The sequence below is a fragment of the Catenulispora rubra genome (assembly GCF_015356825.1).
Lineage (GTDB): Bacteria > Actinomycetota > Actinomycetes > Streptomycetales > Catenulisporaceae > Catenulispora > Catenulispora rubra.
Genome location: NZ_JAACYW010000049.1, coordinates 1 through 25,054 on the forward strand (window position 1 = coordinate 1; position 25,054 = coordinate 25,054).

Consider the following 25,054-nt stretch of genomic DNA (forward strand, 5'->3'; position numbering starts at 1 on the left):
ACCCGGGACCCCCGACCCTCCCGTGTTCCCCGACGCGGAAACCGCGACAGCCTGGTGCTCGCGCCACTACGAAGCCCTGTCCGGCGCCGTCGAAATCGCAGCGGCATTCGGCCGACCGGACATCGCCCCACGCATCGCGGTCGAGTTGATGGCCTACGCCATCACCGACGTCAGCCGCGACTGGGGCAGCTGCCTGGAACACGCGCTGCGGGTGGCGCAAGACCACGGCGATACCCGGGCCGAGGCCTGGGTACGACACCGCATGGGCGTCTTCCACGGCCTGTGGCAGCGTACCGCCGAATGCCTGTCCTTCCTGGAATCGGCGCTCGCGCTGCACCAGGCCACAGACGACCGCCTCGGCGAGAGCCTCGCGCTGCGGAACCTGTCGAGCGGTTACAACCTGGCCAGGCAGTACGAGCTCGCCCTCGCGTATGGGCAAAGGGCGCTGGATCACTTCGCGGAATCACCGCAAACCGATCTGAACCACCCCGAAAGGGGGGTTCTCCTGGTCATCTCGCACGCCCTTCTCGAACTGGGCCGATACGAGCAGGCCGCAAACCACCTGAAGCATGCCCTGACCCTGTTCGACCCTGACGCCGACCTCTCCAACCGCTCCTTCTGCCTGACCACCCTCGGCGCCGCCTACCAGGGTCTGGGTCGGTTCGACGAAGCGGTCACCGCCATCGAGGAAGCCGTGGAACTCAGCCTCCGCGCCAACAACGAGCACCGCCGGGCCGACTGCTTGCACACCCTCGGCCGCGTCTACCACCATTTCGGACACACGGCGCGCGCCCGCGATTATTGGCAGCAGGCGATGGCGATCTTCAAGGAATTGGAGTTCGCACCGGGAGCCGACCAGGTCGCGGCCGACCTGGCCGCACTGGACGGCTGAGGCGGCCGGAGACCGGTGCCTCGGCCGCTTGGACGAAGCTGTCCAGAGCTCGGGGGCACGACGCCCCTGACGGGCCGGCGGCCGACGACCATCGGTCCGATCTTGCGGATGGTCGCACATGCGGTGAGCCCACGGCGATGCGGGCCGTGGTCTCGCGCGCCCGATTTCCGGAGCCCCGGAGGCGGGGCGGCCCGAGCGGCGTGACAGTACTCTGATCTTCGTTTCCTGCTCCGTCCCGCCGATCTGTTCGATGATCCCGTGCCCGTGGCCTGGCCTGGCCTGCGCCCGCCCGGTAGCCCTGACCGCCGCCGAGCGGACCCGGCCTCGGCGGCCACGGCCGCCGGCAACACGGGCCTGGAGGTCACCGGCTCCCGCCCGGTCGGCGGCGCGCATCTGCTCGATGAGCTGTGACGCAGCCTGGGATCGGCGCGACGATGAAGGCGCTGCCAGCCAACAGTAGGGTGGACGCCCAGGCGGGGCGGGTGCTGCTCGCGCCGGTCGCCCAAGCACCGTGTGGGAGATCCCCGAGAGCGCAGGAATCTGTCCGGCGTCACACGACGTGATACCGACCCGGACCACACTCCTGCACTCCTGCACTCCTGCACTCCTGCACCAGGCGATCCTGACAACCGACTTCGTCGTCGACCTGCTGGACAGTTCCAAAGGCTGTGGCCTCGCGGTGATCGGGCACGCCACCAGGCACATCCGAGTCCTTGGCGCCACGTGGCACCCCACCACCGAACGGGTCTTGCGGCAGACTCGCGAAGCGCGCCGATCGGCGCGGCAAGGCGGCCCTCTCCCCAGGTGGCAGAGCCCGCTACGCGGCGCGGGTTTCGGGGGCGGCCGGTGGAAGGTAGTGGGCACGGAGGGCGGCGATCAGCCAAGCGAAGTCGGGGGCGAGGGAGCGGTCGGCCGGCTGGCCGTTGATCGCGGCCAGGAGTTGGCGGTAACGCTCGGCCCGCAGGTCGGTGCCGCGTTCCAGGCGGGTCAGGACGTTCACGCGGCGGGCCGGGTCATCGCCCAGCAGCCGGGTCAGGATGTGCGCAGCCTCGGGGTCGTTCGGGGCGACGCCGCGTTCACGGGCTTCGCCGACCTGCCAGGTGATCTTCTTGGCGAACCACTGGTAGACGTTGGGCTTCTGGCCGCGCTCCCGGTCAGTCCGTCCTTCGGCGTTGGACCGGGCCAGCTCGCGCATGGTCACGCGAAAGTCGGGATCGCGCACCAGATCGGCCAGTTCCACCCAGGCGTCGACCTGCTCGGGGCTGGGATCGTCCGGCAGATCCGGGCTGACCCGGCTCATCCGATCGTAGAGCCACGGGTCGACGTCGGTGCCGCCGAACACCTCGTCCACGAAGTCTTCAATGATCCGTTGCCGTTCCGCCGCCGAAAGACGGGCGAGCTTGTTCATCAGTGCTGTCTCCTCCGGTGGGGATTTTCGTTTGACCACGGTGGCCAGTACCGCCCGGCGTAGCCGCAGGGTTCGCAACTGCGCGTCGAGCGCCCGCACGTGAACGGCGGCGACGGCCGCGACCGTGGTCTCCTGGTGTAGGACCCGGCGCACGTCGGCTAAGGGGAGGCCGAGTTCGCGCAGGGTGGCGATCAGGTCGAGCCGGGCAACAGCGGCAGCGGCGTAAAGCCGGTAGCCGCCGGCACTGCGGCCTGCTGGAGACAGCGCGCCGATGTCCGACCAGTACCGAATAGCGCTGACCGGCACGCCGGTGCGCGCAGCGAGCTGCCCGATGGTCAGCAGGCCAGGGCCATCGTCGTCCATACCGGTGAGTGTGCACCCTCAAGTAGCTCCAGACTCAAGCTCTTCGTGGCCTGCGCGGCATCGGATCCACCGACACGCGCCTGATCCAACGAACTGAGCCGCCGTCTGCGCCGCCAACGCCTCACCGAACGGCCGCCCAGCGTGTCACACGGGCCGGGCGTCGCCGCCATCGGCCTACCGTCTCGGGCGCTTGTCAGTGCCCTGTTCCATCAAGGGGGCCGGATGCGAAGTCATGGCTGAGTGGAGTCAGGCGTCTCTACGGTTGATGAGCAGTAGCGCGCCGATCACTGCGGCGGCCGCGTAGCAGAGGAAGCCGCCGAAGCCGGTCCAGGCGCCCAAGGCGCCGGGGGTGTGCCGGACGGCCAGAACCTGGCTGCCGGCGTTGACGGGCATGTAGTTGATCAGCCTGTTGCGCCAGTCGGTCGGCAGCAGGTCGATCACCGCCGTCCCGGCGTACAGCAGCCCGAACAGCGCTGACAGCGCGCCGGCCGTGTGACGGATCAGTGCTCCGAGGCCGAACCCGAGCATCGCGGTCGCAGCCGGGTAGAGTCCGGCACCCATGGTGGCGCGGAATGCGCCTGGGTCGCCGAGTGAGACGCCGGTGTGCTTGCTGGACAGGATGGCCTGGCCGAGGCCGAACGCCGCGAAGCCGATGATCTCGCCGATCGCGATCGTGGCCGCGGCCAGAACGGCGGCCTTGGCGGCCAGCACCGTGCGGCGCTGTGGTACCGCGGTCAAGGTGGCGCGGATCATGCCGGTGCCGTACTCGCTGGAGATCGCCAGCACGCCGAGCGTCCCGAACGCGATCTGCGCCAGGAAGACCCCGGTGAGACCGAAGTTCGTCAGGTCGGACTGGCGTTCGGCGGGCCTCATGTGGTCGAAGTCGTGGACGTACCGCCCGCAGACGAGGCCGGCGATCGCGACCGTCGCGAGCGCGGACACCACGGTCGTCCAGTAGGTGGACCGGACTGAGCGAAGCTTGGTCCATTCGGAGATCAGCAGGTTGCCGAACCCGACCGTGGTCGGCCTGATCGCCGTGCCCGGGTGTGTCGTAGCGGCGGTCACAGTCGTGCTCCTGTCGCGGTCTGAACGGTCTCAGCGGTCTCAGCGGTCTCATCAGCACTGGTTTTGGCGCTCGCGCCGCTCCCGGCCGCGGTGAATTCGACACTGTCTCGCGTGACCTCCATATACGCGGCCTCCAGGGAGGCGTTGTGTGGCGCCAGTTCGTGGATGGTGAGCCCATGGCCGGCGGCGCGGTCGCCGATGGCCGCACAGTCCAGGCCGCTGACCTTCAGTGTGTTGAGCTCGCCGGTGGACTCGACACGCGCGCCCTCGGCGCGCAGCATCTCGGCGAAGCGGCCGGGGTGCGGAGTGCGCAGCAGAACGTGGCTGGTGGCGCTCGCCGCGACGATGCCGGCGGTGCTCCCGTCGGCGATCAGCCGACCGCGTCCGATGATGATCAGGTGGTCGGCGGTCAGCGCCATCTCGCTCATCAGGTGGCTGGAGACCAACACGGTGCGTCCCTCGGCGGCCAGGCCGCGCAGCAGGCTCCTGATCCACAGGATGCCCTCCGGGTCCAGGCCGTTGACCGGCTCGTCGCAGATCACCACCGGAGGGTCGCCCAGCAGGGCCGCGGCGATGCCCAGCCGCTGGCTCATACCGAGGGAGAAGCCCCCGGCGCGCCGGCGGGCAGCACCAGTGAGCCCGACGGTTTCCAGGACCTCGTCGACCCGGCGTCGGGCGATGCCGTTGCTCTGGGCCAGGCACAGCAGGTGGTGTAGGCGCTGCGTCCGCTGTGGCGCGCTCCGGCCTCCAGCAGGGCGCCGACTTCGTGCAGCGGCCGGCGATGTCGGCCGTACGGAGAGTCGTTGACGGTGACGGTGCCGGCAGTGGGGCGGTCCAGACCGACGATCATGCGCATGGTCGTGGACTTCCCGGCGCCGTTGGGGCCCAGGAATCCGGTCACCCGCCCCGGCAGGACCTCGAACGACAGGTCGTCGACGGCGGTGATCGACCCGAATCGCTTGGTGACGCCGTCTACTCGGATTGCGGTCATGGCCCGACGCTACGGCGGCCCCCGATCCGGCAGCATCACACCCGCGTACTCGGATTCCAGGTCGCTTCTGGCTCTGGAGAGCCAGAAGCCCTCGACCCGGAGTCGCATCGCAACGCGCTGGTCAGCACGGCTTCGTCCAGCAGAACCCTGATCAGTCGGGGAACTGCGAAGCCGCCGCGCCACCGTCTCCGGGCGTGACCAGACCGGACTCGTACGCCAGCACGACGGCCTGGACGCGATCACGGAGTCCCAGTTTCGCCAGCACTGCGCTGACATGCGTCTTGACGGTCTGCGCGGCCAGGTGCAGCGACGCGGCAATCTCCGCGTTGGTCATGCCGCGGGCCACCTGCATCAGGATCTCGCGTTCGCGAGGAGTCAACCGCTCAAGGCGCGGCGGAGCCACGAGCCGGGCCCGCGTCCTGAGCGACGCCCTGGCAGCGTCGGCCGCTACGGGCCGCCGGGCGCCGCCGTTCTTCACGACGATCAGCAAGGCGTCCTCCGCATAGTCGAGCAAGACCCGCACGCGGCCGCCCGGCGCGTGACGTCCGGCTACCGATCACCGCCCGCGGCGCCGGCAGCGAGAGGGAACGACGTGCCATACCTGGGTCGGATCAACATCACCGGACCGGAACCCGAAGTGGAACGCCGGCAACATTTCGTTGACGCATTGTCCGCAGCCATGACCGAGGGATGGACATCGGTCTTCGCGGTCGCTCTCAGTACGGCCGACGTAATCGGTTCAGTGGCAGACCGGGTCCCACCCGTCCGCAAGGTACTCGAACACCATGTCATCTGCTACTCCGGCGGAGCGACAGTCACAGCCGTTCTGGACGGCGACGGCTTGGACTTCGAAGAAGCAGCGGCCGCACTCGCATCACTGGGGCGACATCTGACAACCTGGAGCCCTGAACTGCTGCAGTACACGCTGCAGCGAGTCGAGATCTGCCAGCTGGAGCAACGCTGGGACGATGAACACTGGCTGCCCCCGCTCGACCACCCCTGAAAGCTGCTGACAGTGTCGCGGCAAATACGCGGCACAGCTCACCTGCGCGCGACCCGCTCAACCGCTTAGCCACAGGTCAGAGGCAGTCCGGAACGCACTAGAGCAAGGGACGGCCCTCGGCAGCTGGTGAAGCGCTTAAGGGCCAGGTCATTGGTGATCTTGGCGGGCTGGGTCAGTACCGCCGGTGTCTCACGGTGTCGCGCTGTCGACGACGGTCACTCAGTCTCCCTCCGTGTCCCATCTGTGTCCCGCCGCAGCGCCGCGACCGTTCCCGGCGGCGGCCCGCGCGTCGTTTCAGAGTTCCGTCGCGGCTTCCCGCAGGTATGTCTCAAGCCGTCTGATCGGTGCGGTCACGCCTCGGGTATCGAGTCGGCAAGTGTAGAGACGACGGACGAGTGTGGGCTTCTGCATCGGGAGAACCACCACGCTTGTGGGGGCGTCCAGCAGCAGTAACCGGGGCAGCAGCGCCACGCCGAGGCCGGCTGCGACGAGATTGAGTGCCGTGCGGAAGTCCATGCCGTCGAAGTCGAGGCGCTGGCCGCTTCCGCGGTCGCCGACGGCGGGTGATGCCGCCAAGTCGCGGAAGTCGACGGGGGTGTTGATCCACGCGTCCGACGGCAGGTCCGTCGGGGTGACGTTGTCGGCTTCCGCCAGGGGATGACCGATGGGAAGGACGACCATGATCGGATCGTCCATGAGGCGCTCTTGTCGCAACCCGGTAGGCACTGGCACGGGAGCGTGTTCGTAGTCGAAGGTGATGGCCAGGTCGATCTCTCCCCGGAACAGCAGCGCGTGCGTTTCGCGCTGCTCGAGCTCACGCAGCGCGATGTGAACTCCCGGGCAGGCAGCACGCAGGCGTGCGAGCGCGGGAGGGACGATGGAGGCTGCCGCGGAGATGAACGCGCCGAGCCGCACCTCGCCGACGGTGCCCTCCGCGAGCGCCGCCAGCTCGGTGGCGGCGCGGCTCATCGACATGCTGATCGCGGCTTCGGTGTCGAGCAGGACCTGCCCGGCCTCGGTCGCGCGGACGGGGCGCCGGACCACGACGCGTGCGCCGACTCGTCGTTCCAGTTCCGCGATTTGCTGCGAGACCGCGGATTGCGTGTAGCCGAGCTCTTCCGCAGCAGCGGCAAACGAACCGAGCCGCACGACGGCAGCGAGAGTCACCAGATGCCGCGGATCGAACTGCCAGGACATGAAGTTAAGGGTAGCTTATCGATCGAGAAGAGATCATCGCTTGTGCTAATCCAGAGGTCGGGATGACGCTGGACGCATGGACTTCACACACTTCGACACCGCCATCGACGTGCTCCCCCGTCGTCGCGTCGGGTTCTATCCCACCCCGTTCCACGCCTTGCCCAACCTGTCGGCCGCGTACGGGATCAACTTCTTCTTGAAGCGCGAGGACCTGGCAGGCCCCAGTGCGATCAGCGGAAGCAAGATGCGTCTGGCCGAGTTCATCCTGGGTCGGGCCATCCAGGACGGCGTGACGCACGTGATCACCCAGGGCGCGTACCTGACCAACTCGGGGCTACAGTTCGCCGCCGCCTGCCTAAGCGCGCGAATCACGCCGATCCTGGTCCTGACGCGGAACGTGCCCCGGCACGGTGAGCTGGGCGAGTTCCGCGGCAACTACCTGCTCAACAAGACGATGGGGGTCGAGACTCACGTCGTCAACGTCATCGGCAGCACCTGGGACGCTCCGCACGTGGCCGTGCGGGTCGCCGAAACCATCGCGGACCGGAAGGCCGAGCTGGAGGCGCAGGGACACAAGGTCCTCATCGTCGGAGCCGGCGGCGCGCACCCCGACGGCTTCATCGCGCACGCCCTCACGTTCCGGGAGATGCTGGAGCAGTCCGATGCCGCGGGAGTCGATCTGGACTTCGTCTACCACACCATCGGTACCGGGACCGCGCTGCCGGGGATGCTGGCGGCCAAGCTGAGCCTGGGCCACCCGGTGAAGTTCAGGTCGATCTCCATCCTGAGATACAACGACGGAGACTGGATGAACCCCGGCGTGATCGTCGAACGGACCAAGGCGGTGCTGGACACCTTGGGTGCGCCGGTGCCCGACGACGCGACGATCCGCGCCGAGATCGACGTCGACCAGCGCTTCATCGGCGAGGAGTACGCCGTCGCGTCGCCCGAAAGCTCGGCAGCCATCCGCGAACTGGCCCGAGCTGAGGGCGTCTTCGTCGGCCCCGTCTACACCGGCAAGGGACTGGCCGGGTTGCTCGACCACGCCCGCAGCGGCCGGATCGCCGCCGGCAGCAACGTAGCGTTCCTGCACACCGGGGACACCGGCAACCTGTTCGAGATCCCCCAAGTCGTCGGCCACATCGCCGACTGAGATCGCAATGCACTGATTACATCGAACACGAGATATCCGGAGGCAGCAATGAAGGCAATCATCACGACGGATCAGGCCGCGGAAGCAGCCGGCATCACCCTCGCGGAGCGGCCGGAGCCGACGCCTGCCATCAACGACGTCGTCGTCGAAGTCCATGCGTCGGGCTTCGTCCCCGCGGAGTGGGAGTGGCCTTCGACGTGGGTCGACCGCGCTGGCGCCGATCGAACCCAGGCGATCATCGGCCACGAGTTCGCCGGAGTGGTGTCCTCCCTCGGGTATGGCACGACAGGACTCTCCGTGGGCCAGCGGGTATTCGGGATCACAGACTGGCACCGCGACGGAACCCTGGCCGAGTACACGGCCGTGGAGGCACGCAACCTCGCGCCGCTGCCTGGCGATGTCGATTTCACGATGGGTGCGAGCCTGCCGATCTCCGGCCTGACGGCATGGCAGGGGCTGTTCCAGCACGGTCGCCTCCAAACGGGACAGACAGTCCTCGCCCACGGCGCCGCCGGCGCGGTCGGATCCGTGGTGACGCAGCTCGCCCGGGAGGCGGGCGCCTACGTCATCGGCACCGGACGGGCGGCCGACCGCCAAGCCGCGCTCGACTTCGGCGCGAACGAGTTCCTGGCCCTCGACGAGGACAAACTCGAAGACATCGGCGGCGTCGACCTGGTCTTCGACGTCATCGGCGGCGACATCCAGCGACGCTCGGCGAGCATCATCCGCCCCGGCGGGACCCTGGTCTCAGTGGTCGGGCCCGTCGAGGCCCGCCCTGTCGACGGCCTCGCGATCGACTTCGTCGTCGAGTCCGTACCGAGTCAGCTGACGGAGATCGTCAGCCGCGTGCGGGACGGTCGCCTTCGTATGCACATCGGCACTGTCGCAGCCCTCGACGACGCCATCCCCGCGCTGAACCCGACGCAGCGGCGCAAGGGCAAGACCGTCATCCGGGTGCGTCCCTGAGCGCCGTAACGCATGCCGACATCACTTGACTCTTCAAGTCACCGGGGATACCTTCAGGTTGCCAGCACAGTGATAGACCTCGAAGGAAGAAGCAGTCATGACAAGCAACGAAGAGATCGTCCGCGCGGCGTACCGGGCGGCCGAAGGTGACGTCCGGGACCTCACGGGCTGGCGCGACTCCTTCACGAAGGACGGCGTCTTCAACATGATGTCGACCGGGGACAGCTACCAGGGTGATCGACTGGCGGACCTGCTGACCGGCATGTTCAGCGTGTTCCCGGACGTTCATCGCGAGCTGCTGCAGGTCCATCCCCTCGGCGATGACCTGGTCGCGGTCCAGCTCCTGATCCAGGGCACCTTCCAAGGCCCGTTTCCGACCCCCGCCGGCCTGCTCGCGCCGAACGGGGCGCGGACCAGCGTCCCCGCGGCCGACATCTTCCACCTGCGGGACGGCAGGATCCAGACCTTCGACTGCTACCCCATGCTGAACATCAGGATGGCCCAGATGGGGGTCTCGTTCGACTTCGCCTCGGCCGTGAAGCGGGCGTCCGACGTCGCCTGACAACCGCGAATCTCGCGCGCCGAAGTATACCCATTAACTTGAAGCTTCAAGTCAATTCCACAGGAGCCCACCATGAAGAAGCTGCACCGCACCGCCCTGACCATCGCCGTCACCGCTGCCGCCGTCACCGGTGGGCTGGGAATCGCCGACGCTGCGAGCGCGCAGTCCACGACGAGTGCGCAGTCCACGACGAGCGCCGGGCACGGCACAGACCCACGAGCCGCAGACCTCCGAGCCAACGAGCGCGTCGTGCAGACGTTCCTGCAGGAAGTGATCGACGGTCACGACGGCGCCGCGACCGCCGACCTGGTGACCCCGGACGTGTCCTGGCACGGCGGCACGCTGGGTGTCGTCTCGGGCCGCTCGAACGTCACGGGCCTGTTCACCGGCATCGTGACCGCGCTCCCCGACCTGCACTCCACCGTCCACGACCTGATAGGCCAGGGTGACCAGGTGGTCGTGCGCCAGGTCATGACCGGCACGCAGAAGGGCGCCATCATCGGCATCCCGGCGAGCGGACACAGCGTCACCTGGAACGCCATCGAGATCTTCGTCGTGCGCGACGGCAAGATCAGCCAGATCTGGGCCGGCGACGACTGGACCGCGATCCTCGACGACACCGGAACCTACAAGGCGCCCTGGATCAGCTAGCCACCGCCAACCGGCTGCCCGCGCTCGACCACCCTGAAAGCTGCTGACAGTGTCACGGCAGGTGGTCGAGCGCGCGCCGGGTGGCTGGTTGGCCGAGCTGGAATTAGCCTGATGAGGTGGGCGATTTGCCGCGGGTGGCGTTAAAGCTGCCCGCCGACGCGAACGAAGCCGGGCCGCGTGCGACGTTGGTCCTGGTCGAGACGCTGCACTCAATGGATGCCGACGGGACCGAGCTGCTGTGTGCGCTCTCGCACCAGCTGCGCAATCCGCTGACCTGCGTCATGGGGTATCTGGAGATGCTGGCCGAGGGCGTGCTCGGTCCGGTCAACGACGAGCAGATGCGGGTGCTGCAAGTGGTGACGGCGAGCGCGACCCGGCTGGGTGCGATGCTCGACGAGCTGGAGCAGCCCGAGCTGGAGCAGCCGGAGCTGGAGCAGGCGGGTCCATCGGCAGGGCGAGGGTGTTGACGGGTTCGGCCTCGGACCGCCGGCGGCGGGCGCTGGTGATCGAGGACGCCGCGGACATCTGTCTGCTGCTGTGCGACACGCTGCGCCAGGCCGGGTTCGACGTGACCGGCGTCGATACCGGTGCCCGGGGGCTGGAGGCGGCGCGGGGGTTGTGCCCCGATCTGGTGACGCTGGACCTGGCGCTTCCGGACATCGACGGGATCGAGGTGTGCCGGCAGCTGCGCGCGATCTCGAACGCGTACGTGATCGTGCTGACCGCGCGCCACGGGGAGGCCGACCGGTTGATCGGGCTGGAAGTCGGCGCGGACGACTACATGGTCAAGCCGTTCTCGCCGCGCGAGCTGCGGGCCCGGGTGGGCGCGATGTTCCGGCGGCCGCGGCTGGCCGATCCGGGGGCCGGGAGCCAGGGCGCCGCGGTGCTGCGCTTCGGCGGGCTGGAGATGGACCGCGAGAGCCGCGAGGTCACGCTGGACGGGTCCCCAGTGGCGCTGACCCGCACCGAGTTCGACCTGCTGGCCGCCCTGATGAGCCACCCGCACCGGGTGTGGGAGCGCGACACCCTGGCCCGCCGGGTGCAGCACACCGACTGGCCCGGGGACGACCACGTGATCGACGTGCACATCGCGAACCTGCGGCACAAGCTGGGCGACACCGGCCGGGAGGGCCGCTGGGTGCACACGGTGCGCGGCGTGGGCTACCGGTTCGGGGGCTCGGCGCCGGTTGATCCGAATCACGGCTGAGTGCGGCTGAGCGCGGCGGGACGTCGAGGCCGGCTGGGAGCGCGGGCCGGAGCCGGCAGCCAGGCGGGCGGCGGATAGGCCACGGCAGGCGGCGGCGGGGTCGCGGGCATGCTGGGGCGGCAGGCAGCAGGCAGCCGGGAGTCTAGCAGCTCCAAACACAGCTCAGGACCGCATCAATCCGTCGGCGCGCCATGATCCGGGCGCCCGAGACCGTCAAGATCCATAGCCGCGCGCACCATCTCGGCCACCAGCCGCGCTTCGGTGCGCACGCGCGCCAGCTGCACGGTGCTCGGTATGAGCCCCGTGTGCAGCGACGACTCGAGCGCGGTGAGTGTCGCGGCCAATCGCCGGGTGCCGAGCATCTTGCTGCTGATCCGGAGGTCGACTATCACCCGTTCGGCTTCGGCGGTGTCGTGGGCGCGGATCGCCCGGCCGATCCGGTCGAGCCGTTCGGGGAGCAGGTCGAGGTAGGCCTGCGCGTAGCGGCGCAGCGTCTCGTCACCCACTTCGGCGCGCAGCCGGGAAAGGTGCGCGCGGCTCACCGGCTCGCCGCCGGTCTCCGATGGGTCGTCTCCGGCCATCGCGTGCTTCGTCCTTTCCGTCTTCCTGGCACCAGGATCCGAGGACCGCCCCAAGGTCACCTCTGGTCCCGCTCAAAATCTGCTCAAGAAGTTGCGGCGCCGATCTTGGCGGTCCAGCATGAGAGTGACTTGTGCCTGTCCGTTTCCGAGCGGGGGTGCGCCACATCAGGCTCCTGATCTGTGAGGACAGCGAGGACGACGCACTGCTGGTCGTCCGGCGCCTGCGCCAGGACGGCCTCGCGGTGGACCACGAGCGGGTCGAGACCGCCGAGGACGCCGCGCTCGCGCTGCGCCTGCGCCCGCCCGACCTGATCGTCTCGGACTACTTCATCCCCGGCTTCGGCGCGGAGAGCGCCCTGCGGCTGCTGCGTGCCAGCGGCCTGGACGTGCCGTTCATCGTGGTCAGCGGGCGGATCGGGGAGGAGTCCGCGGCGGCGTTGATGCGCGCCGGCGCACACGACGTGGTGCTCAAGGACCGGATGTCCCGGCTCGCCCCGGCGGTGCGGCGGGAGCTGGAGCAGGCCGGGGACCGGGCCGAGCGCCGGGCGGCCGAGGCGGCGCTGCGGCGCAGCGAGCAGCGCTTGCGCCTGTTCGCCGACCACTCGCCGGACGTGATGTTCCGCTTCCGGATCCACCCGGCCGACGAGGTCGAGTACCTCAGCCCGGCCGCGGGCGCGGTGCTCGGCCGGATCCCGGAGGAGCTGTGCGGCGACCCGGGCCGGCTCTTCTCCCTCGTCGCGCCGGAGGACCGGGTGCCGCTGGCGGCCGCGTGGCACGCCGCGGACACGCAGCCGCTGGTGGTGCGCTGGTGCCGGCCGGACGGCACCGAGGCGTGGACCGAGCAGCGGGCGGTGGCACGCCGCGACGGGTCCGGGCGCGTCCTGGCCGTCGAGGGGATCCTGCGCGAGATCACCGACCGGGTGCGTGCCGACGCCCTGCGGGACCGGCTGCGGCAGGCCGAACGGCTCGACTCCCTCGGCCGGCTGGTCGGCGGTATCGCGCACGACTTCAACAACCTGCTCGCGGTCATCCTCGGGAACACCGACCTGGCGCTGGCCGAGCTGCCCGGCGACAGCCCGCACCGCCCCGGGATGGAGCTGATCCGCGACCTGGCCGCCCACGGCGCGGACCTGACCCGGCAGCTGCTGGTCTTCAGCCGGCACGAGCCGCCGCACCCGGAGATCCTGGACGCGAATGAGGTGGTCGCCGACACCGAGCGGGTGCTGCGCCGCGCGATCGGCGAGGACGTCGAGATCGTCACCCGCCTCGACCCGGGCCTGCGCCCGGTGGCCATCGACCGCAGCGAGCTCGAGCGGCTGCTGCTCAACCTGCTGGCCAACGCGCGCCGCGCCATGCCCCACGGCGGCCGGCTGATCGTGGAGACCGGCAACGTCGACCCGCCGGACGCTCGGAGCACGCCACGCACGCCGCCGACCGGGATCGGAGCGATCGGCGCGGTCGGCGCGGTCGGCTCCATCAACTCCGTCGGCGACGAGGACGCGCCGAGCACACGGCTCGCACCCGGCCCGCTGGTGCGCCTGCGCGTGATCGACAACGGCGTCGGCATGTCGGAGACGGTGCGCAAGCACGCCTTCGAGCCCTACTACACCGGCGGTGCCAGCGACGGCACCGGCCTGGGCTTGTCCTCGGCGTACGGGGTGGTCAAGGCGGCAGGCGGGGAGATCCGGATCGATTCGCGGCCCGGCGCGGGCACCGAAGTGAGCGTCTACCTACCCGCGGCCGTCGGCCGCGCCGAGCCGCCCGCGGTATCCGAACCCGACCCGCCGGGCGGACAGGGCCGCACGCTGCTGGTGGTCGAGGACGATGTCGCGGTGCGGGAGATGGTCGGCACGATGGTGCGTCGCCACGGCTACCACGCCATCTGCATGGCCTCGCCCGCCGACGCGCTCAGCGTCGTCGAGCAGTCGGACCCGCAGATCGACGCGTTGCTGACCGATCTGGTGATGGCCGGGATGTCGGGCATCGAACTGGCCGAGGCCGCCCGAGCACTGGTGCCCGACCTGCCGGTGCTCGTGATGTCCGGGTACTCGGCGGGCGCCATGTCCGCGGACGGCAGCCTCCCGGCGGGGTTGTCCCTGATCCGCAAGCCGTTCACAGCCGCCACACTGCTTCGCGCCCTCGGCGACGTGCTCGGCGTCGCGCCCCCGGATCCGAACTGACCCCTCGGCCCGGTGACCGTTCGGATTCACTCAACGTCATCGCCGACGGTGAAGTAGAAGGTCGCCCCGCCCCCGGCAGTACTCTCCGCCCAGACACGCCCACCGTGGCGGCCGACGACCCGCTCGACGACGGCCAGCCCGATGCCGGTGCCGGGGAACCGGGCCGTGCTGTGCAGGCGCTGGAAGGGGGCGAAGAGCTGGTCGGCGTGCTGCATGTCGAATCCCGCGCCGTCGTCCTCGACGTAGAAGGCCGGGACGCCGTCGTACTCGCGCGTCCCGACGCCGATGTGCGCCTCGCCCCGCTCCGAGGTGAACTTCCACGCGTTGGACAGCAGGTTCTGCATGACCAGGCTGAGCAGGACGGGATCGCCGGCCACGGGCATCGGCCCGATGACGGTCTCGACCCGGCGGTCCGGCTCCGCCGCGCGCAGGTCGGCCACGATGTCGCGCGCCAGGTCGCCGAGGTCGAACCGGCTGCGCCGCAGCTCACCGCGTCCGGCGTGGCACAGGTCGAGCAGGGCGTCGATGGTGCGGGTCATGCGCCCGGTCGCGGCGTGTACCCGATCGAGATAGTCGCGGCCGGTCTGGTCGAGCTGCCCGGCGTGGTCCTCCAGCAGGATCTCGGAGAATCCCGCGATGACGCGCAGCGGGGCGCGCAGGTCGTGGGATGCGGAGTAGGTGAACGCGTCGATGTCGCGGATCGAGGCTTCCAGGTCGGCCGTGCGGTCCCGGACGCGCTGTTCGAGGTCGGTGACCAGCCGTCGGACCTCTTCCTCGGCGCGCATCACATCGGTGATGTCGGTGGAGATGCCGCATACGGCGTAGACGCGGCCGTCGGTGTCGGTGACCGGGTGGCGGACGGTGTAGTAGGTGTGCGGGCCGTCGATCTGGTCGACGGTGTCCTGCGTCTGCACCGGCGCGCCGTGGAACAGGGCCTTGCGATCGTTGACGCCGACGGTGTCGGCCGCCGGGAAGAGGTCCTGGTGCCGGTGTCCGAGGACGTCCTCGCGGCGGACTCCGTTCAGCTGCTCGAACTGCCTGTTGACCAGGAGGTAGCGGCCGCCGGCGTCGCGTACGCAGACCACCGCGCCGATCTCGTCGACGATGTCGAGCAGGTCTGCGACGTCGCCTGCGGATCGGCGGCAGGTCTCGCGCCAGGACTCTGCGAATCGGAGCGCGAGGAGTGCGCAGGCCCCGAGAAGCACCAGGCAGACGGCCACGGCGATGCGGTAGTCGGCGATGACGAAGGCGACGCCTACCACGGCGATCGCGGCGACGCCCAGGGCCACGATGGTCAACCGGATTCCGGACACAGGATCGGGCTGGGTGATCAGCGTGTCACCGACGGGGCGGATCGGTGCGGCGGCAGACGCGGCGCGCCGGTATCCGGGCCGGGCCGCGCCGTGTCGAACGGCGCCGCGGATCATGTGGGTCGCTCCCTGGTGGGTCGATCTGTCCTGTCGATCTGTTCTGTCGATGTGTTCGGCGGGCCGGTTCGACGGGTCTGCGCGGCCGACGGCCCTGACCTGGGCAGCGTATACGCGGCCGACAGCGGTTGCCGCGAGCGGCGCGCGGGCGTAGCCCTCTAATGGGGAGCCAAATGCTCAGGGAAGGGCGCGCCGATGACAGGCGAGTTCGAGGGCGCGATGCGCGCCTACCGCCGCGAGACGCAGGCGGCCGCGTTCGACTTCATCGGAGAACGGTACGACGAGGCCTTCCCGCACAAGGAGGGGCAGGTCGCCGCCGGTCAGTGGCTGGTCGGGCAGCTGGAGCCGGGAGCGCGGGTCCTCGACGTCGGCTGCGGCACCGGGGTGCCCACGGCACGTCAACTGGTCACGGCCGGCGCGCGGGTCACCGGCATCGACATTTCTCCGGTAATGCTGGAGTTGGCCCGGACGAATGTTCCGCAGGCCGATTTCCGGCTGCTGGACATCACGGAGATCGACTCGGGCATCGGCCCCTTCGACGGTGTCGTCGCGTTCTTCTCACTGCTGATGCTGCCGCGCGCGCAGATCCTCGGTGCGCTGGGCCGGTTACACCGGGTCCTCCGCCCGGGCGGCTACCTCGCGCTGGCCATGGTGGAAGCCGACATGGACGACGTGCCGATCCCGTTCCTCGGAGTGTCGGTGCACGTCTCCGGATTCTTCCCGGAGCAGTTGCGCCGACTGACGATCGAGGCCGGTTTCGAGGTCCTGGAAGAACACAGCCTGAAATACGCGCCGAGCAGTGCGCAGGCGCTCCCGGAGATCCAGCAGTTCCTCTACTGCCGACGTGCCATCGCGTCTCAGCAGACCGGAGTCACAGTCGCCGGCTGAGCGGCATCTTGAGGAGAAATTGATGATGCCTTAAATCACGCTGGATATCCCCAGTCGAGCCTGGTCTCAACGGCAGCGCAGCCGCTCCGGCGAGAACCAGGTGAAACCATGATGTCCGCCGAACACGTAGGGACCTCGACCTCGGCCTCCGTTCCGGAACGGCCGAGGTCTGACGCGGGCCTTACCGATCTGCGCTCCGTGGAGCGCACGTCATGAAGGTCACCGCCGCCGTCGCGAAGTGGAAGCGCCGGGTCACGCCTCGCCAGAAGCCGGACCCCGCTACCTACGCATCGTTGCAAGCACAGATCGTGGAGCTCTCCGGCGGCCGCGTCGCCCGGATCACGCCGCACGGCCCGCTCTTCGCAAGTCCGCCGCACCGGTCCAGAATCGCCCGATCGACCCTGGTCCCCACGCTCACCGCCCGCGACCGGGTCGCGATCGCGGTGCTGGCCGCCGGCTGGGTGGTCTGCTTCGTGGCGTTCTGGCAGTGGTGGTTGGCCCCGGGGCACCGGGTGACCTGGGCCGGACTGGTCCTGACCAGCCTGCTGTTGCTCTACCTCACCGGTCAGGCCAGCTACTTCCTGCTCGCGGTCTCGCGGCTGCCCAAGGTCGACCCGGCGACCGGGATCCCGCGCCTGCGGCTCGCCATCGCCGTGACCCGGGCCCCCTCGGAGCCGTGGTCGATGGCGCGCCACACGCTGGAGGCCATGCTCGCCCAAGACTTCCCCTACGGCTACGACGTCTGGCTCTGCGACGAGGACCCGTCCCCCGAGATCGACCAGTGGTGCCGCTCGCACCGCATCCACGTGTCCACGCGGCGCGGGATCGAGGAGTACAACCGCACCACCTGGCCCCGGCGCACCAAGTGCAAGGAAGGCAACCTCGCCTATTTCTACGACCGGTGCGGGTACCGGGACTACGACGTCGTCGTCCAGCTCGACTGCGACCACGAGCCGCGCCCCACCTACCTGGCCGAGGTCGTCCGGCCCTTCGCCGACGCGGCCATCGGCTACGTCGCCGCACCCAGCATCTGCGACGCCAACGCCGCGGACTCCTGGGCGGCCCGGGGCCGGCTGTACCGGGAGGCCCCGTTCCACGGGCCGTTCCAACTGGGGCACGTCGACCGGCTCGCCCCGGTGTGCATCGGCTCGCACTACGGGGTCCGCACCCGGGCCCTGCGCGAGATCGGCGGCCTCGGGCCCGACCTCGCCGAGGACTTCACCACCACGTTCCTGCTCAACTCGGCCGGCTGGCAGGGCGCCTTCGCGATCGACGCGGAGGCGCACGGACTGGGCCCCATGACCTTCTCGGACATGGTCACCCAGGAGTACCAGTGGTCGCGCAGCCTGGTGGCCATGATGTTCGGGATGCTCCCGCGCCACATGCATCGGCTCCCGCTGCGGATGCAGGTGCGGTTCGCGATCGTCCTGATCTACTACCCGCTGCTGGCGCTCGGGGCCGTCGCCGGCGTCCTGCTGCCCGCCGTGGCCGCGGTGACCGGCCGGGTCTGGGTGAGCGTCAACTACGCCGCGTTCCTCGGGCACATGTGGGCGATGACGATCTGGCTGCTCGCGCTGCTGCTCCTGCTGCGTCACAGAGGGCTGCTACGGCCGCGCACCGCGCCGGTCCTGAGCTGGGAGCTGTGGCTGTTCATGCTCGCGCGCTGGCCGTACGTCGCCTGGGGCGTGCTCGGGGCGATCGTGCAGGAGACGCTGCGCCGGCCGATCTATTTCAAGGTCACCCCCAAGGACCGCACGGGACACGAGATACTGCCCAAGGGCCTGGTCGTGCCGTTCGTCGCCATCGCGGTCGGCCTTTCGGTGTGCGCGCTGATCGGCGAGCTGACCGGACCGGCCGTGGGATACGTCTTCCTGTGCATCCTCGGCTCGCTTGCGTACACGGTGGTCAGCATCGTGGTCGCCACGTTGCACGTCAGGGAAGCCGCCAGAGCGGCCGGCACCCGGCTGCGCAGCGCTTTCGTCACCGCACGCACCCCGCTGATGGTGTCCGCGCTGCCGCTGCTGCCTCTGGCCGCGGCCATCTCCCTCTACCCGGCGTACGCGCTCGCCGTTCTGCACGGGTGACTGCCATGACAACCGTCCTCGTCACCGGAGGGGCTGGCTTCATCGGCAGCCACGTGTGTGCCGCATTGCTCGGTCATGGCTACGGCGTGCTCGTCGTCGACGACTTCTCCAACAGCACGCCGCGAGTTTTCCCGCGCATCCAGAAGCTCACCGGCCGCCGCGCCGGCGCCGTCTACGCCGTGGACATCTGCGACAGGCGGGCCCTGGCAGCCGTCTTCGACCGGCACCGGGTGGACGCCGTCATTCACCTCGCCGCCCGGAAGGCCGTCGGCGAATCGACCCGGATGCCGACGCAGTACTACGACACCAACGTCGGCGGCACGACGAGCCTGCTGCGGACCATGCACGAGCACGGGGTGCAGCGACTGGTCTTCTCCTCTTCCTGCTCGATCTACGGGGACGCCGGAGGGGGGCCGTTGGACGAGGCGACGCCGGCCCGCCCGACCAATCCGTACGCGGCTTCCAAGTGGGTCTGCGAGCAGATCCTCGCCGACGTGTGCCGCCGGTGCCCGGAGTTCACGGCGATCAGCCTCCGGTACTTCAACCCGGTCGGCGCCCACCCGAGCGGACTGCTCGGCGAGGACGCCCGCGGGGTTCCCGCGAACCTGATGCCGTACATGGCCCAGGTGGCCGTCGGCCGGCTCGCGCGGATCGACGTGTTCGGCGACGACTACGCCACCGCCGACGGTACCGCCGTCCGCGACTACATCCACGTCATGGACACAGCCGAGGCGCACCGGATCGCGCTGGACCGGATCGCCGACGGACCGGGCATGCGCGTGTACAACCTCGGGGTCGGAAGGGGCCGGTCGGTTCTCGAGGTCATCGCGGCGTTCGGCGCCGCCTGCGGTCGGCCGATCCCCTATCGGATCGTGTCCCGCCGCCCGGGCGACGTGCCCGAACTGGTCGCCGACGCGACCGCCGTGGCGCGCGCCTGGGACTGGCACGCCACCCGCGACCTGGCCGACATGTGCCGGGACGCCTGGCGGTTCCAGCGGCTCAACCCTGACGGCTACGGCCGGCGGCAGTCGGCGAGGGACAGGTCGGCGAGGGACAGGCGGATCGGAGCAGCGCTATGAGGATCACAGTCATCGGGACCGGATACGTCGGCGCCGTGCACGCCGCGTGCATGGCCGACATCGGGCACGAGGTTCTCGGCGTCGACATCGACGCCGACCGGATCGCCGCGCTCGCCTCGGGCCGAGCACCCGTCCACGAACCGGGCCTCGACGAGATCCTGGCCCGGGCTCTGGCCTCCGGCAGGTTGCGGCTGTCGACCTCCCTGGCCGAGGCCGCCGCGACCGCGAACACGCACTTCATCTGCGTCGGCACTCCGCAACGCCCGGACGGTCAGGCCGCCGACCTGCGGTACGTCGACGCCGTCGTGGACGGTCTGGCACCCCACCTGCGTCCCGGCAGCCTGGTGGTGGGCAAGTCCACGGTGCCGGTCGGTACCGCGGCCCGGCTGGCCGCGCGGCTCGCGGTGACGTCCCCCGGCGTCGAGGTCGCCTGGAACCCCGAGTTCCTGCGCGAGGGTTCGGCCGTCGAGGACACGCTGCGGCCGGCGAGACTCGTCGTGGGAGTGGTCTCGGCGCGCGCCGAGGCGATCCTGCGGACCGTCTACACGCCGATGCTGCGGGCGAACGTCCCGTTCTTCAGCACCGATCCGGCCACCGCGGAGCTGGTGAAGGTGGCGGCGAACGCCTTTCTCGCGACCAAGATCTCGTTCATCAACGCCATGGCAGAGGTCTGCGACGCAGCCGACGCGGACGTGTCGGTCCTGTCCGCGGCGCTCGGCGCGGATCCGCGGATCGGCCCCCTCTTCCTGCAGAGCGGACTGGGGTTCGGCGGCAGCTGTTTCCCGAAGGACATCCGGGCTTTCGCGGCCCGCGCCGAGGAGCTCGGAGCCGCCGAGTCGGTCGAGATCCTGCATGAGGTCGACCGGATCAACCTCAGGCAGCGGCAGCGCACCGTCGATCGCGCACGGTCGCTGCTCGGCGGGAGATTCGCCGGCCGCCGCGTCGCGGTCCTCGGTGCCGCGTTCAAGCCGGACAGCGATGACGTGCGCGACTCGCCCGCGCTTGCGGTCGCCGAGGCGGTCCACCGGCAGGGGGCGGACGTCCTGGTCCACGATCCGCAGGCCCTCGACAACGCGCGCGCCGTCTTCCCCGAACTGACCTACGCCTCGGACATCCCCAAGGTGTGCGAGGACGCCGATCTGGTGCTGCACCTGACTCCCTGGCAGGAATACCGCGAGCTCGATCCCGTGGCGCTGGCCGAGGTGGTGCGCTCCCCCGTGCTGTTGGACGCTCGCAATTGCCTGGACCCGGAGCCCTGGTGGTCGGCCGGCTGGACCGTGCGGGTGCCTGGCCGACCGTTGCTGTCCCCGTTGTTGTCATCCGGGTTGTCATCCGGGCGAGGAGGAGAACGATGCATGTCGTCGTAACCGGAGGAGGTGGATTCCTGGGCGCCCATCTCTGCGAAGCCCTGCTGCGCAGAGGCGATACGGTCTGGTGTCTCGACAACTTCTCCACGAGCAGCCCTACGAACACCGCCCATCTGTGCGACCATCCCCGTTTCCGACCTGTTCGCGCCGACGTGACAGCACCCTTCGACGTTCCGGCGCCGGTGCATGTCGTGGCCCATCTCGCCAGCCCCGCCTCGCCGCCGGACTACGACCGGCTGCCGCTGGAGACGCTGGCGGTCGGCAGTCAGGGTACTGAGAACGCCCTCCGCCTGGCTCTGTGGCACGGCGCGCGCTTCCTGCTCGCGTCCACCAGCGAGGTCTACGGGGACCCCGCGACCCACCCTCAGCCCGAGGAGTACTGGGGCAACGTCAACCCGATCGGCCCGCGCAGCGTCTACGACGAGGCCAAGCGGTATGCGGAGGCGTTGGCATCGGCGTACCGGCGCAGCCGCGGCCTCGATGTCGGCATCGTCCGGATCTTCAACACCTATGGCCCGCGGATGCGGCCACACGACGGACGCGTAGTGTCCACCTTCATCCGGCAGGCGCTGGAAGGCAGCCCCCTGACGATCTACGGCGACGGCAGCCAGACGCGCAGCTTCTGCTACGTCGACGACCTCGTCCGAGGCCTCACGGCGATGGCCGACAGCGACCGCGACGGCCCGATCAACCTCGGCAACCCCTGTGAGCACACCGTTCGCGAACTGGCGGACCTCGTCCTCGAAGCCGCCGGCTCGCACTCGCGGATCGAGTACCGGCGGCTGCCGACCGACGATCCGACCCACCGGCAGCCCGTGATAGCCCGGGCCTGCGAACAGCTCGGCTGGTCCCCGGTGGTCTCCATCGAGGAGGGCTTGGAGCGCACCGTCGCGTGGTTCGCCGACCGGCGCCGGCAGCCGGACCGGGCCCCGGATCGCGGCGGTCCGGCGTTCGTGAAGGCCTGATCGCCGTGCCCCGGTCGACGACCGCCACCGGGTTCGCCCGCGTCGTGCCGTGGGTCGTCGCCGCGGTGGCCGCGGTCGGCCTGGCGGTCGCCGCGAGCGGTTGCACCGGTCTGCCTCACTACGCACCGTCGGCGCACACGTACTACATCAGCCCGAGCGGCAACGACGGCGCCTCGGGTACTTCGGCCGCCACCGCATGGCAGTCCCTGGCACGCGTTCAAAAAGTGCAGCTTCGGCCAGGAGACCAGATCCTGCTTCAGGGCGGAGCCCGGTTCTCCGGCACGCTCATGGTGGCCGCCGGCGATGCGGGCAACGCCGGACAACCCTTGGTGATCGGTTCGTATGGCACCGGAAACGCCGTTCTTCAGTCGTCCGGCGACGGTATCGACGTGCACGACACCGGCGGCGTGGCCATCCGCGATCTCACCATCACCGGGATCGGCGCGCCTTACTCACACGGGAGCGGTATCAACCTCTACAGCGACCTGCACAGCGGTACGAAGCCCAGCCACGTCACCATCTCCGGCGTCGACGTCTCCAGCTTCCAGACGGGGATCGCGATCGGCGCCGCCGGCGATACCGGCTTCACCGACGTGGCGGTCCGCCAGGCGCGGTTGCACGGCAACGAGGATTCCGGGCTGAAGACGTACGGCCCGGCCTTCGACGCGGCGCACCCCGCGTACGCGCACGAGAACATCGATATCGAAGCGGTGGAGGCGTACGGCAATCCCGGCGACCCCTCGGTCCTCGCGCACAGCACCGGAAACGGCATCAGCCTGGGCAGCGTCCGCGGCGCCGAGGTGAGCGGGTCCAGCGCCTACGACAACGGCGCCAACTCGGCGTCCCTCGCGCACGACGGGCCCGTGGGGATCTGGACGTACAACTCCACCGGCGTGGTCATCGAGCACGACACCGCGTACGACAACCACACCGCCTCCCTCGCCGACGGCGCCGGGTTCGGGCTGGACGACAACGTCTCGGCGTCGACGATCCAGTACGACCTGGCCTTCCACAACGACGGACCCGGCGTGTACGTCTACACCGACACGCCCACCGGCCTCTACACCGGCGACACGATCCGCTACAACATCAGCGACAACGACGGTCGCAAGATGCCGCAGAACGGCGGGCTGGCCGTCTACGGGACGTATATCAGTGGTCTGCAGGTCTACCAGAACACCGTGGTCATGACCGGCACCGGGGGCCAGGCGCCGGCACTGCTCGTGAGCGGGAGCACGAACGGCGTCACCGTCCGCAACAACATCCTGGCCACGGACGGCTCACCGGTGGCCACCGTGCTCGCCATCACCCCCTCGCACGTCACCCTGCAGGGCAACGACTACTTCGCCTCATCAGGACTGTGGTACGTGATCTGGTCCACCACGACGTACACCAACCTGCCCGGCTGGCGCACGGCGACCGGCGAGGAGCAGCTGTCCGGCCAGTCCACAGGCCTGACCGTCGACCCCTGCTTCAGCGGAGGCCACCTTCCCGACATCGGCTCCCCCGCCGAGGCACGCGTGCTCCTCCCCGGCTGCGCCGCGCTCGCGGGCAAGGGCCTGGACCTGGCGAAGCTGTTCCAGACGAACACTGGGACGACCGACCACTTCGGGCGGGTGCTCAGTGCGCCGCCGCCGGTCGGGGCGGCGTGACTGTCAGGTAGCTGCGACGAGCGCCGACAGGTGGCACCGTGATGCTGCGTGGACGCCGTGGCTGTTCCACGACGTCCACGCTCGATGTGTCGACGGACTCGTCTCAGAAGGCTGCCAAGCCCTTCGGCGTTCCCAACCCTGTGGGACCGTCGTAGCCGACCACCGCGTTGCACTGGTAGTCGCCGCCGCAGTCCATGCCGCTCACCGAGTTGTTCCCGCCGATCACGTCGTTGAGGCCGGACGCGTGCGCGTACAGGTAGGACGCGTCGGGGAACCGTCCCGGGTGTCCGCCGAGGGCCACGACGCCGGCGAGGAACGGTGAGGAGGCGCTGGTGCCGCCGATGATGCCCCAGCCTCGGCAGCCCTCCGTGCAGTAGACGGCCGGGCCGGTGTTCGGGTCGGCGTCGGCCGCGACGTCGGCGACCATGCGTCCGGGGCAGTTCGGGTCGGTCTGCCAGGCCGGCTTGGCGAACCAGGCCGAGCAGCCGCTGCCGGCGCCCGACCACGCGGTCTCGGACCAGCCGCGGGCGTTGGCGGCGCGGGTCAGCGAGGTGCCGCCGACGGCGATCACGCTGCTGTAGACGGCCGGGGCGCTGGTCGGTTGGAAGCCGTAGTCGCCGCTCGACGCGAGGATCGCCACTCCGGGGTGGGAGTAGTGCGGGGCGAGCCGTGCCGAGTCGGAGCTTTCGGGACCGCCGTAGCTGTTGGAGACCTCGTTCGCCCCCAACGCCACCGCCTCGTCGACGGACGCGGCGAGGTTGTCGGTCGTGGCGTCGTCGGCCTCGACGAGCAGGATGTGGCACCGCGGGCAGGCCGCCGAGACCATGTCCAGGTCGAGCGCGATCTCCACGCTCCAGCCCTGGTCGGGCGGCAGCGGCGTGGCGGCGCCGCGCTGGTTCGCCTTGGTGAAGCAGCCGTTGGCGGTGGTGCACGCGGGCAGGCCGTAGCTGGTGCGGTAGACGGCGAGGTCGGCCTCGGCGGTCGCGTCGTCGCCGGCGTCGGCGATCGCGACGGTCTGGTTCGCGCCGCCGGTGGCCGGGAGGCTGTAGGCGGCGCGCAGGTCGGTCGGGCTCAGGCCGGCCGGCAGGGTCGCGGCCGCCGCTGTGGCGCGGCCGGCTGCCGGGCCACGGACTCCGGTTCCGCCGTGGACGTCGGTCCGTATCCGGGCGAAGCAGCTCGCATGGCCGGGGAGGGCCGTGGCGCACACGGGTACTGAGCGAGGCGCGGCGGGCTGGGTTCCCCCGCTGTGGGTGGTTGTCGCGCTCGCCGTCGGCGCGACTGACGTCGCCAGGCCGAGAACGGCGGTGGCGCCGGCGGCCAGGAGTGCCAGGACTCTTATTCGTGACTTCATGTCTGCGGGGATCTCCTTGCTG

23 protein-coding genes and 2 pseudogenes are annotated in these 25,054 nt (G+C 69.9%); 16 read left to right on the plus strand and 9 right to left on the minus strand.

Going from position 1 to position 25,054, the window contains the following annotated elements:
* Together GWK61_RS16360 and GWK61_RS16365 are read left to right on the plus strand one after the other, a co-directional pair.
* A partial coding sequence (locus GWK61_RS16360) for a tetratricopeptide repeat protein (protein ID WP_228562419.1) occupies positions 1–892 on the plus strand: 892 nt, incomplete at its 5' end.
* A 258-nt stretch (positions 893–1,150) separates the two neighbouring features.
* Positions 1,151–1,303 carry a hypothetical protein gene (locus tag GWK61_RS16365; RefSeq protein WP_194909240.1) on the plus strand — a complete coding sequence of 51 codons (153 nt, stop codon included), beginning with the start codon at positions 1,151–1,153 and terminating at the stop codon, positions 1,301–1,303.
* A 406-nt stretch (positions 1,304–1,709) separates the two neighbouring features.
* Here GWK61_RS16365 and GWK61_RS16370 read toward each other — a convergent pair whose 3' ends face one another.
* From GWK61_RS16370 to GWK61_RS16385, 5 genes and pseudogenes are all read right to left on the minus strand, one after another.
* Positions 1,710–2,663, minus strand: coding sequence for a MerR family transcriptional regulator (locus GWK61_RS16370; protein ID WP_194909241.1), 954 nt, complete (start codon positions 2,661–2,663; stop codon positions 1,710–1,712).
* A gap of 246 nt (positions 2,664–2,909) precedes the next feature.
* Entirely contained in the window at positions 2,910–3,728 is an 819-nt protein-coding gene (locus GWK61_RS16375) for an ABC transporter permease (RefSeq protein ID WP_194909242.1), read from the minus strand.
* Positions 3,725–4,621: a DUF8746 domain-containing protein gene (locus GWK61_RS16380; protein WP_323747597.1), complete on the minus strand. Its 897-nt coding sequence runs from the start codon at positions 4,619–4,621 to the stop codon at positions 3,725–3,727. The genes GWK61_RS16375 and GWK61_RS16380 overlap by 4 nt, the downstream gene beginning before the upstream one ends.
* A pseudogene (locus GWK61_RS59535) lies at positions 4,546–4,719 on the minus strand (ATP-binding cassette domain-containing protein); the annotation flags it as partial. The gene GWK61_RS16380 and the pseudogene GWK61_RS59535, both read right to left, overlap by 76 nt.
* 151 nt (positions 4,720–4,870) lie before the next feature.
* A pseudogene (locus GWK61_RS16385) lies at positions 4,871–5,116 on the minus strand (response regulator transcription factor); the annotation flags it as partial.
* Between the two features lie 195 nt (positions 5,117–5,311).
* Here GWK61_RS16385 and GWK61_RS16390 point away from each other — a divergent pair.
* Positions 5,312–5,722, plus strand: a complete 411-nt coding sequence (locus GWK61_RS16390; RefSeq protein ID WP_194909243.1) for a hypothetical protein — start codon at positions 5,312–5,314, stop codon at positions 5,720–5,722.
* Positions 5,723–6,016: 294 nt separating this feature from the next.
* Here the strand turns inward: GWK61_RS16390 and GWK61_RS16395 are convergent, their stop codons facing one another.
* Entirely contained in the window at positions 6,017–6,919 is a 903-nt protein-coding gene (locus tag GWK61_RS16395) for a LysR family transcriptional regulator (RefSeq protein WP_194909244.1), read from the minus strand.
* A 76-nt stretch (positions 6,920–6,995) separates the two neighbouring features.
* Here GWK61_RS16395 and GWK61_RS16400 point away from each other — a divergent pair, with 76 nt between their 5' ends.
* The 6 genes from GWK61_RS16400 (at position 6,996) to GWK61_RS16425 (ending at position 11,458) form a co-directional block, all read left to right on the plus strand.
* Positions 6,996–8,072 (plus strand): 1-aminocyclopropane-1-carboxylate deaminase/D-cysteine desulfhydrase, encoded by a 1,077-nt coding sequence (locus GWK61_RS16400; RefSeq protein ID WP_194909245.1) that lies wholly within the window; start codon positions 6,996–6,998, stop codon positions 8,070–8,072.
* A gap of 48 nt (positions 8,073–8,120) precedes the next feature.
* Complete coding sequence (locus tag GWK61_RS16405) at positions 8,121–9,038, plus strand: NADP-dependent oxidoreductase (RefSeq protein ID WP_194909246.1); 918 nt, start codon at positions 8,121–8,123, stop codon at positions 9,036–9,038.
* Between the two features lie 97 nt (positions 9,039–9,135).
* On the plus strand, positions 9,136–9,600 hold the full coding sequence (locus tag GWK61_RS16410) for an ester cyclase (protein ID WP_194909247.1): 465 nt from the start codon (positions 9,136–9,138) through the stop codon (positions 9,598–9,600).
* Positions 9,601–9,672: 72 nt separating this feature from the next.
* Positions 9,673–10,251 (plus strand): ester cyclase, encoded by a 579-nt coding sequence (locus GWK61_RS16415; RefSeq protein WP_194909248.1) that lies wholly within the window; start codon positions 9,673–9,675, stop codon positions 10,249–10,251.
* Positions 10,252–10,367: 116 nt separating this feature from the next.
* Positions 10,368–10,718: a histidine kinase dimerization/phospho-acceptor domain-containing protein gene (locus GWK61_RS16420; protein WP_194909249.1), complete on the plus strand. Its 351-nt coding sequence runs from the start codon at positions 10,368–10,370 to the stop codon at positions 10,716–10,718.
* Positions 10,712–11,458, plus strand: coding sequence for a response regulator transcription factor (locus GWK61_RS16425; RefSeq protein ID WP_438939770.1), 747 nt, complete (start codon positions 10,712–10,714; stop codon positions 11,456–11,458). The genes GWK61_RS16420 and GWK61_RS16425 overlap by 7 nt, the downstream gene beginning before the upstream one ends.
* Before the next feature lie 173 nt (positions 11,459–11,631).
* Here the strand turns inward: GWK61_RS16425 and GWK61_RS16430 are convergent, their stop codons facing one another.
* Entirely contained in the window at positions 11,632–12,039 is a 408-nt protein-coding gene (locus GWK61_RS16430; RefSeq protein ID WP_194909250.1) for a hypothetical protein, read from the minus strand.
* Between the two features lie 131 nt (positions 12,040–12,170).
* Here GWK61_RS16430 and GWK61_RS16435 point away from each other — a divergent pair, with 131 nt between their 5' ends.
* The gene (locus GWK61_RS16435; protein ID WP_323747594.1) at positions 12,171–14,219 is read left to right on the plus strand and encodes a response regulator; all 2,049 of its coding nucleotides are present in this window, start codon (positions 12,171–12,173) and stop codon (positions 14,217–14,219) included.
* A 26-nt stretch (positions 14,220–14,245) separates the two neighbouring features.
* On the opposite strand, the gene GWK61_RS16440 is transcribed toward GWK61_RS16435, so the two are convergent.
* On the minus strand, positions 14,246–15,646 hold the full coding sequence (locus GWK61_RS16440) for a sensor histidine kinase (RefSeq protein WP_194909251.1): 1,401 nt from the start codon (positions 15,644–15,646) through the stop codon (positions 14,246–14,248).
* A gap of 195 nt (positions 15,647–15,841) precedes the next feature.
* On the opposite strand from GWK61_RS16440, the gene GWK61_RS16445 reads away from it, so the two are divergent.
* The 6 genes from GWK61_RS16445 to GWK61_RS16470 all read left to right on the plus strand — a co-directional run bounded on the left by GWK61_RS16445 (position 15,842) and on the right by GWK61_RS16470 (position 23,681).
* Positions 15,842–16,534, plus strand: coding sequence for a class I SAM-dependent methyltransferase (locus GWK61_RS16445; protein WP_194909252.1), 693 nt, complete (start codon positions 15,842–15,844; stop codon positions 16,532–16,534).
* A gap of 212 nt (positions 16,535–16,746) precedes the next feature.
* Entirely contained in the window at positions 16,747–18,618 is a 1,872-nt protein-coding gene (locus GWK61_RS16450) for a glycosyltransferase family 2 protein (protein ID WP_194909253.1), read from the plus strand.
* A gap of 5 nt (positions 18,619–18,623) precedes the next feature.
* Positions 18,624–19,697, plus strand: coding sequence for a UDP-glucose 4-epimerase GalE (gene galE / locus GWK61_RS16455; protein WP_194909254.1), 1,074 nt, complete (start codon positions 18,624–18,626; stop codon positions 19,695–19,697).
* A complete protein-coding gene (locus tag GWK61_RS16460; RefSeq protein WP_194909255.1) occupies positions 19,694–21,064 on the plus strand; it encodes a UDP-glucose dehydrogenase family protein in 1,371 nt (456 codons plus the stop codon). Before galE ends, GWK61_RS16460 begins: the two co-directional genes overlap by 4 nt.
* Positions 21,049–22,029: a UDP-glucuronic acid decarboxylase family protein gene (locus GWK61_RS16465; RefSeq protein ID WP_194909256.1), complete on the plus strand. Its 981-nt coding sequence runs from the start codon at positions 21,049–21,051 to the stop codon at positions 22,027–22,029. Before GWK61_RS16460 ends, GWK61_RS16465 begins: the two co-directional genes overlap by 16 nt.
* Before the next feature lie 5 nt (positions 22,030–22,034).
* Positions 22,035–23,681: a right-handed parallel beta-helix repeat-containing protein gene (locus GWK61_RS16470; RefSeq protein WP_228562421.1), complete on the plus strand. Its 1,647-nt coding sequence runs from the start codon at positions 22,035–22,037 to the stop codon at positions 23,679–23,681.
* 103 nt (positions 23,682–23,784) lie between these two features.
* Here GWK61_RS16470 and GWK61_RS16475 read toward each other — a convergent pair whose 3' ends face one another.
* Complete coding sequence (locus GWK61_RS16475; protein WP_194909257.1) at positions 23,785–25,032, minus strand: S53 family peptidase; 1,248 nt, start codon at positions 25,030–25,032, stop codon at positions 23,785–23,787.
* Between the last annotated feature and the right edge of the window lie 22 nt (positions 25,033–25,054).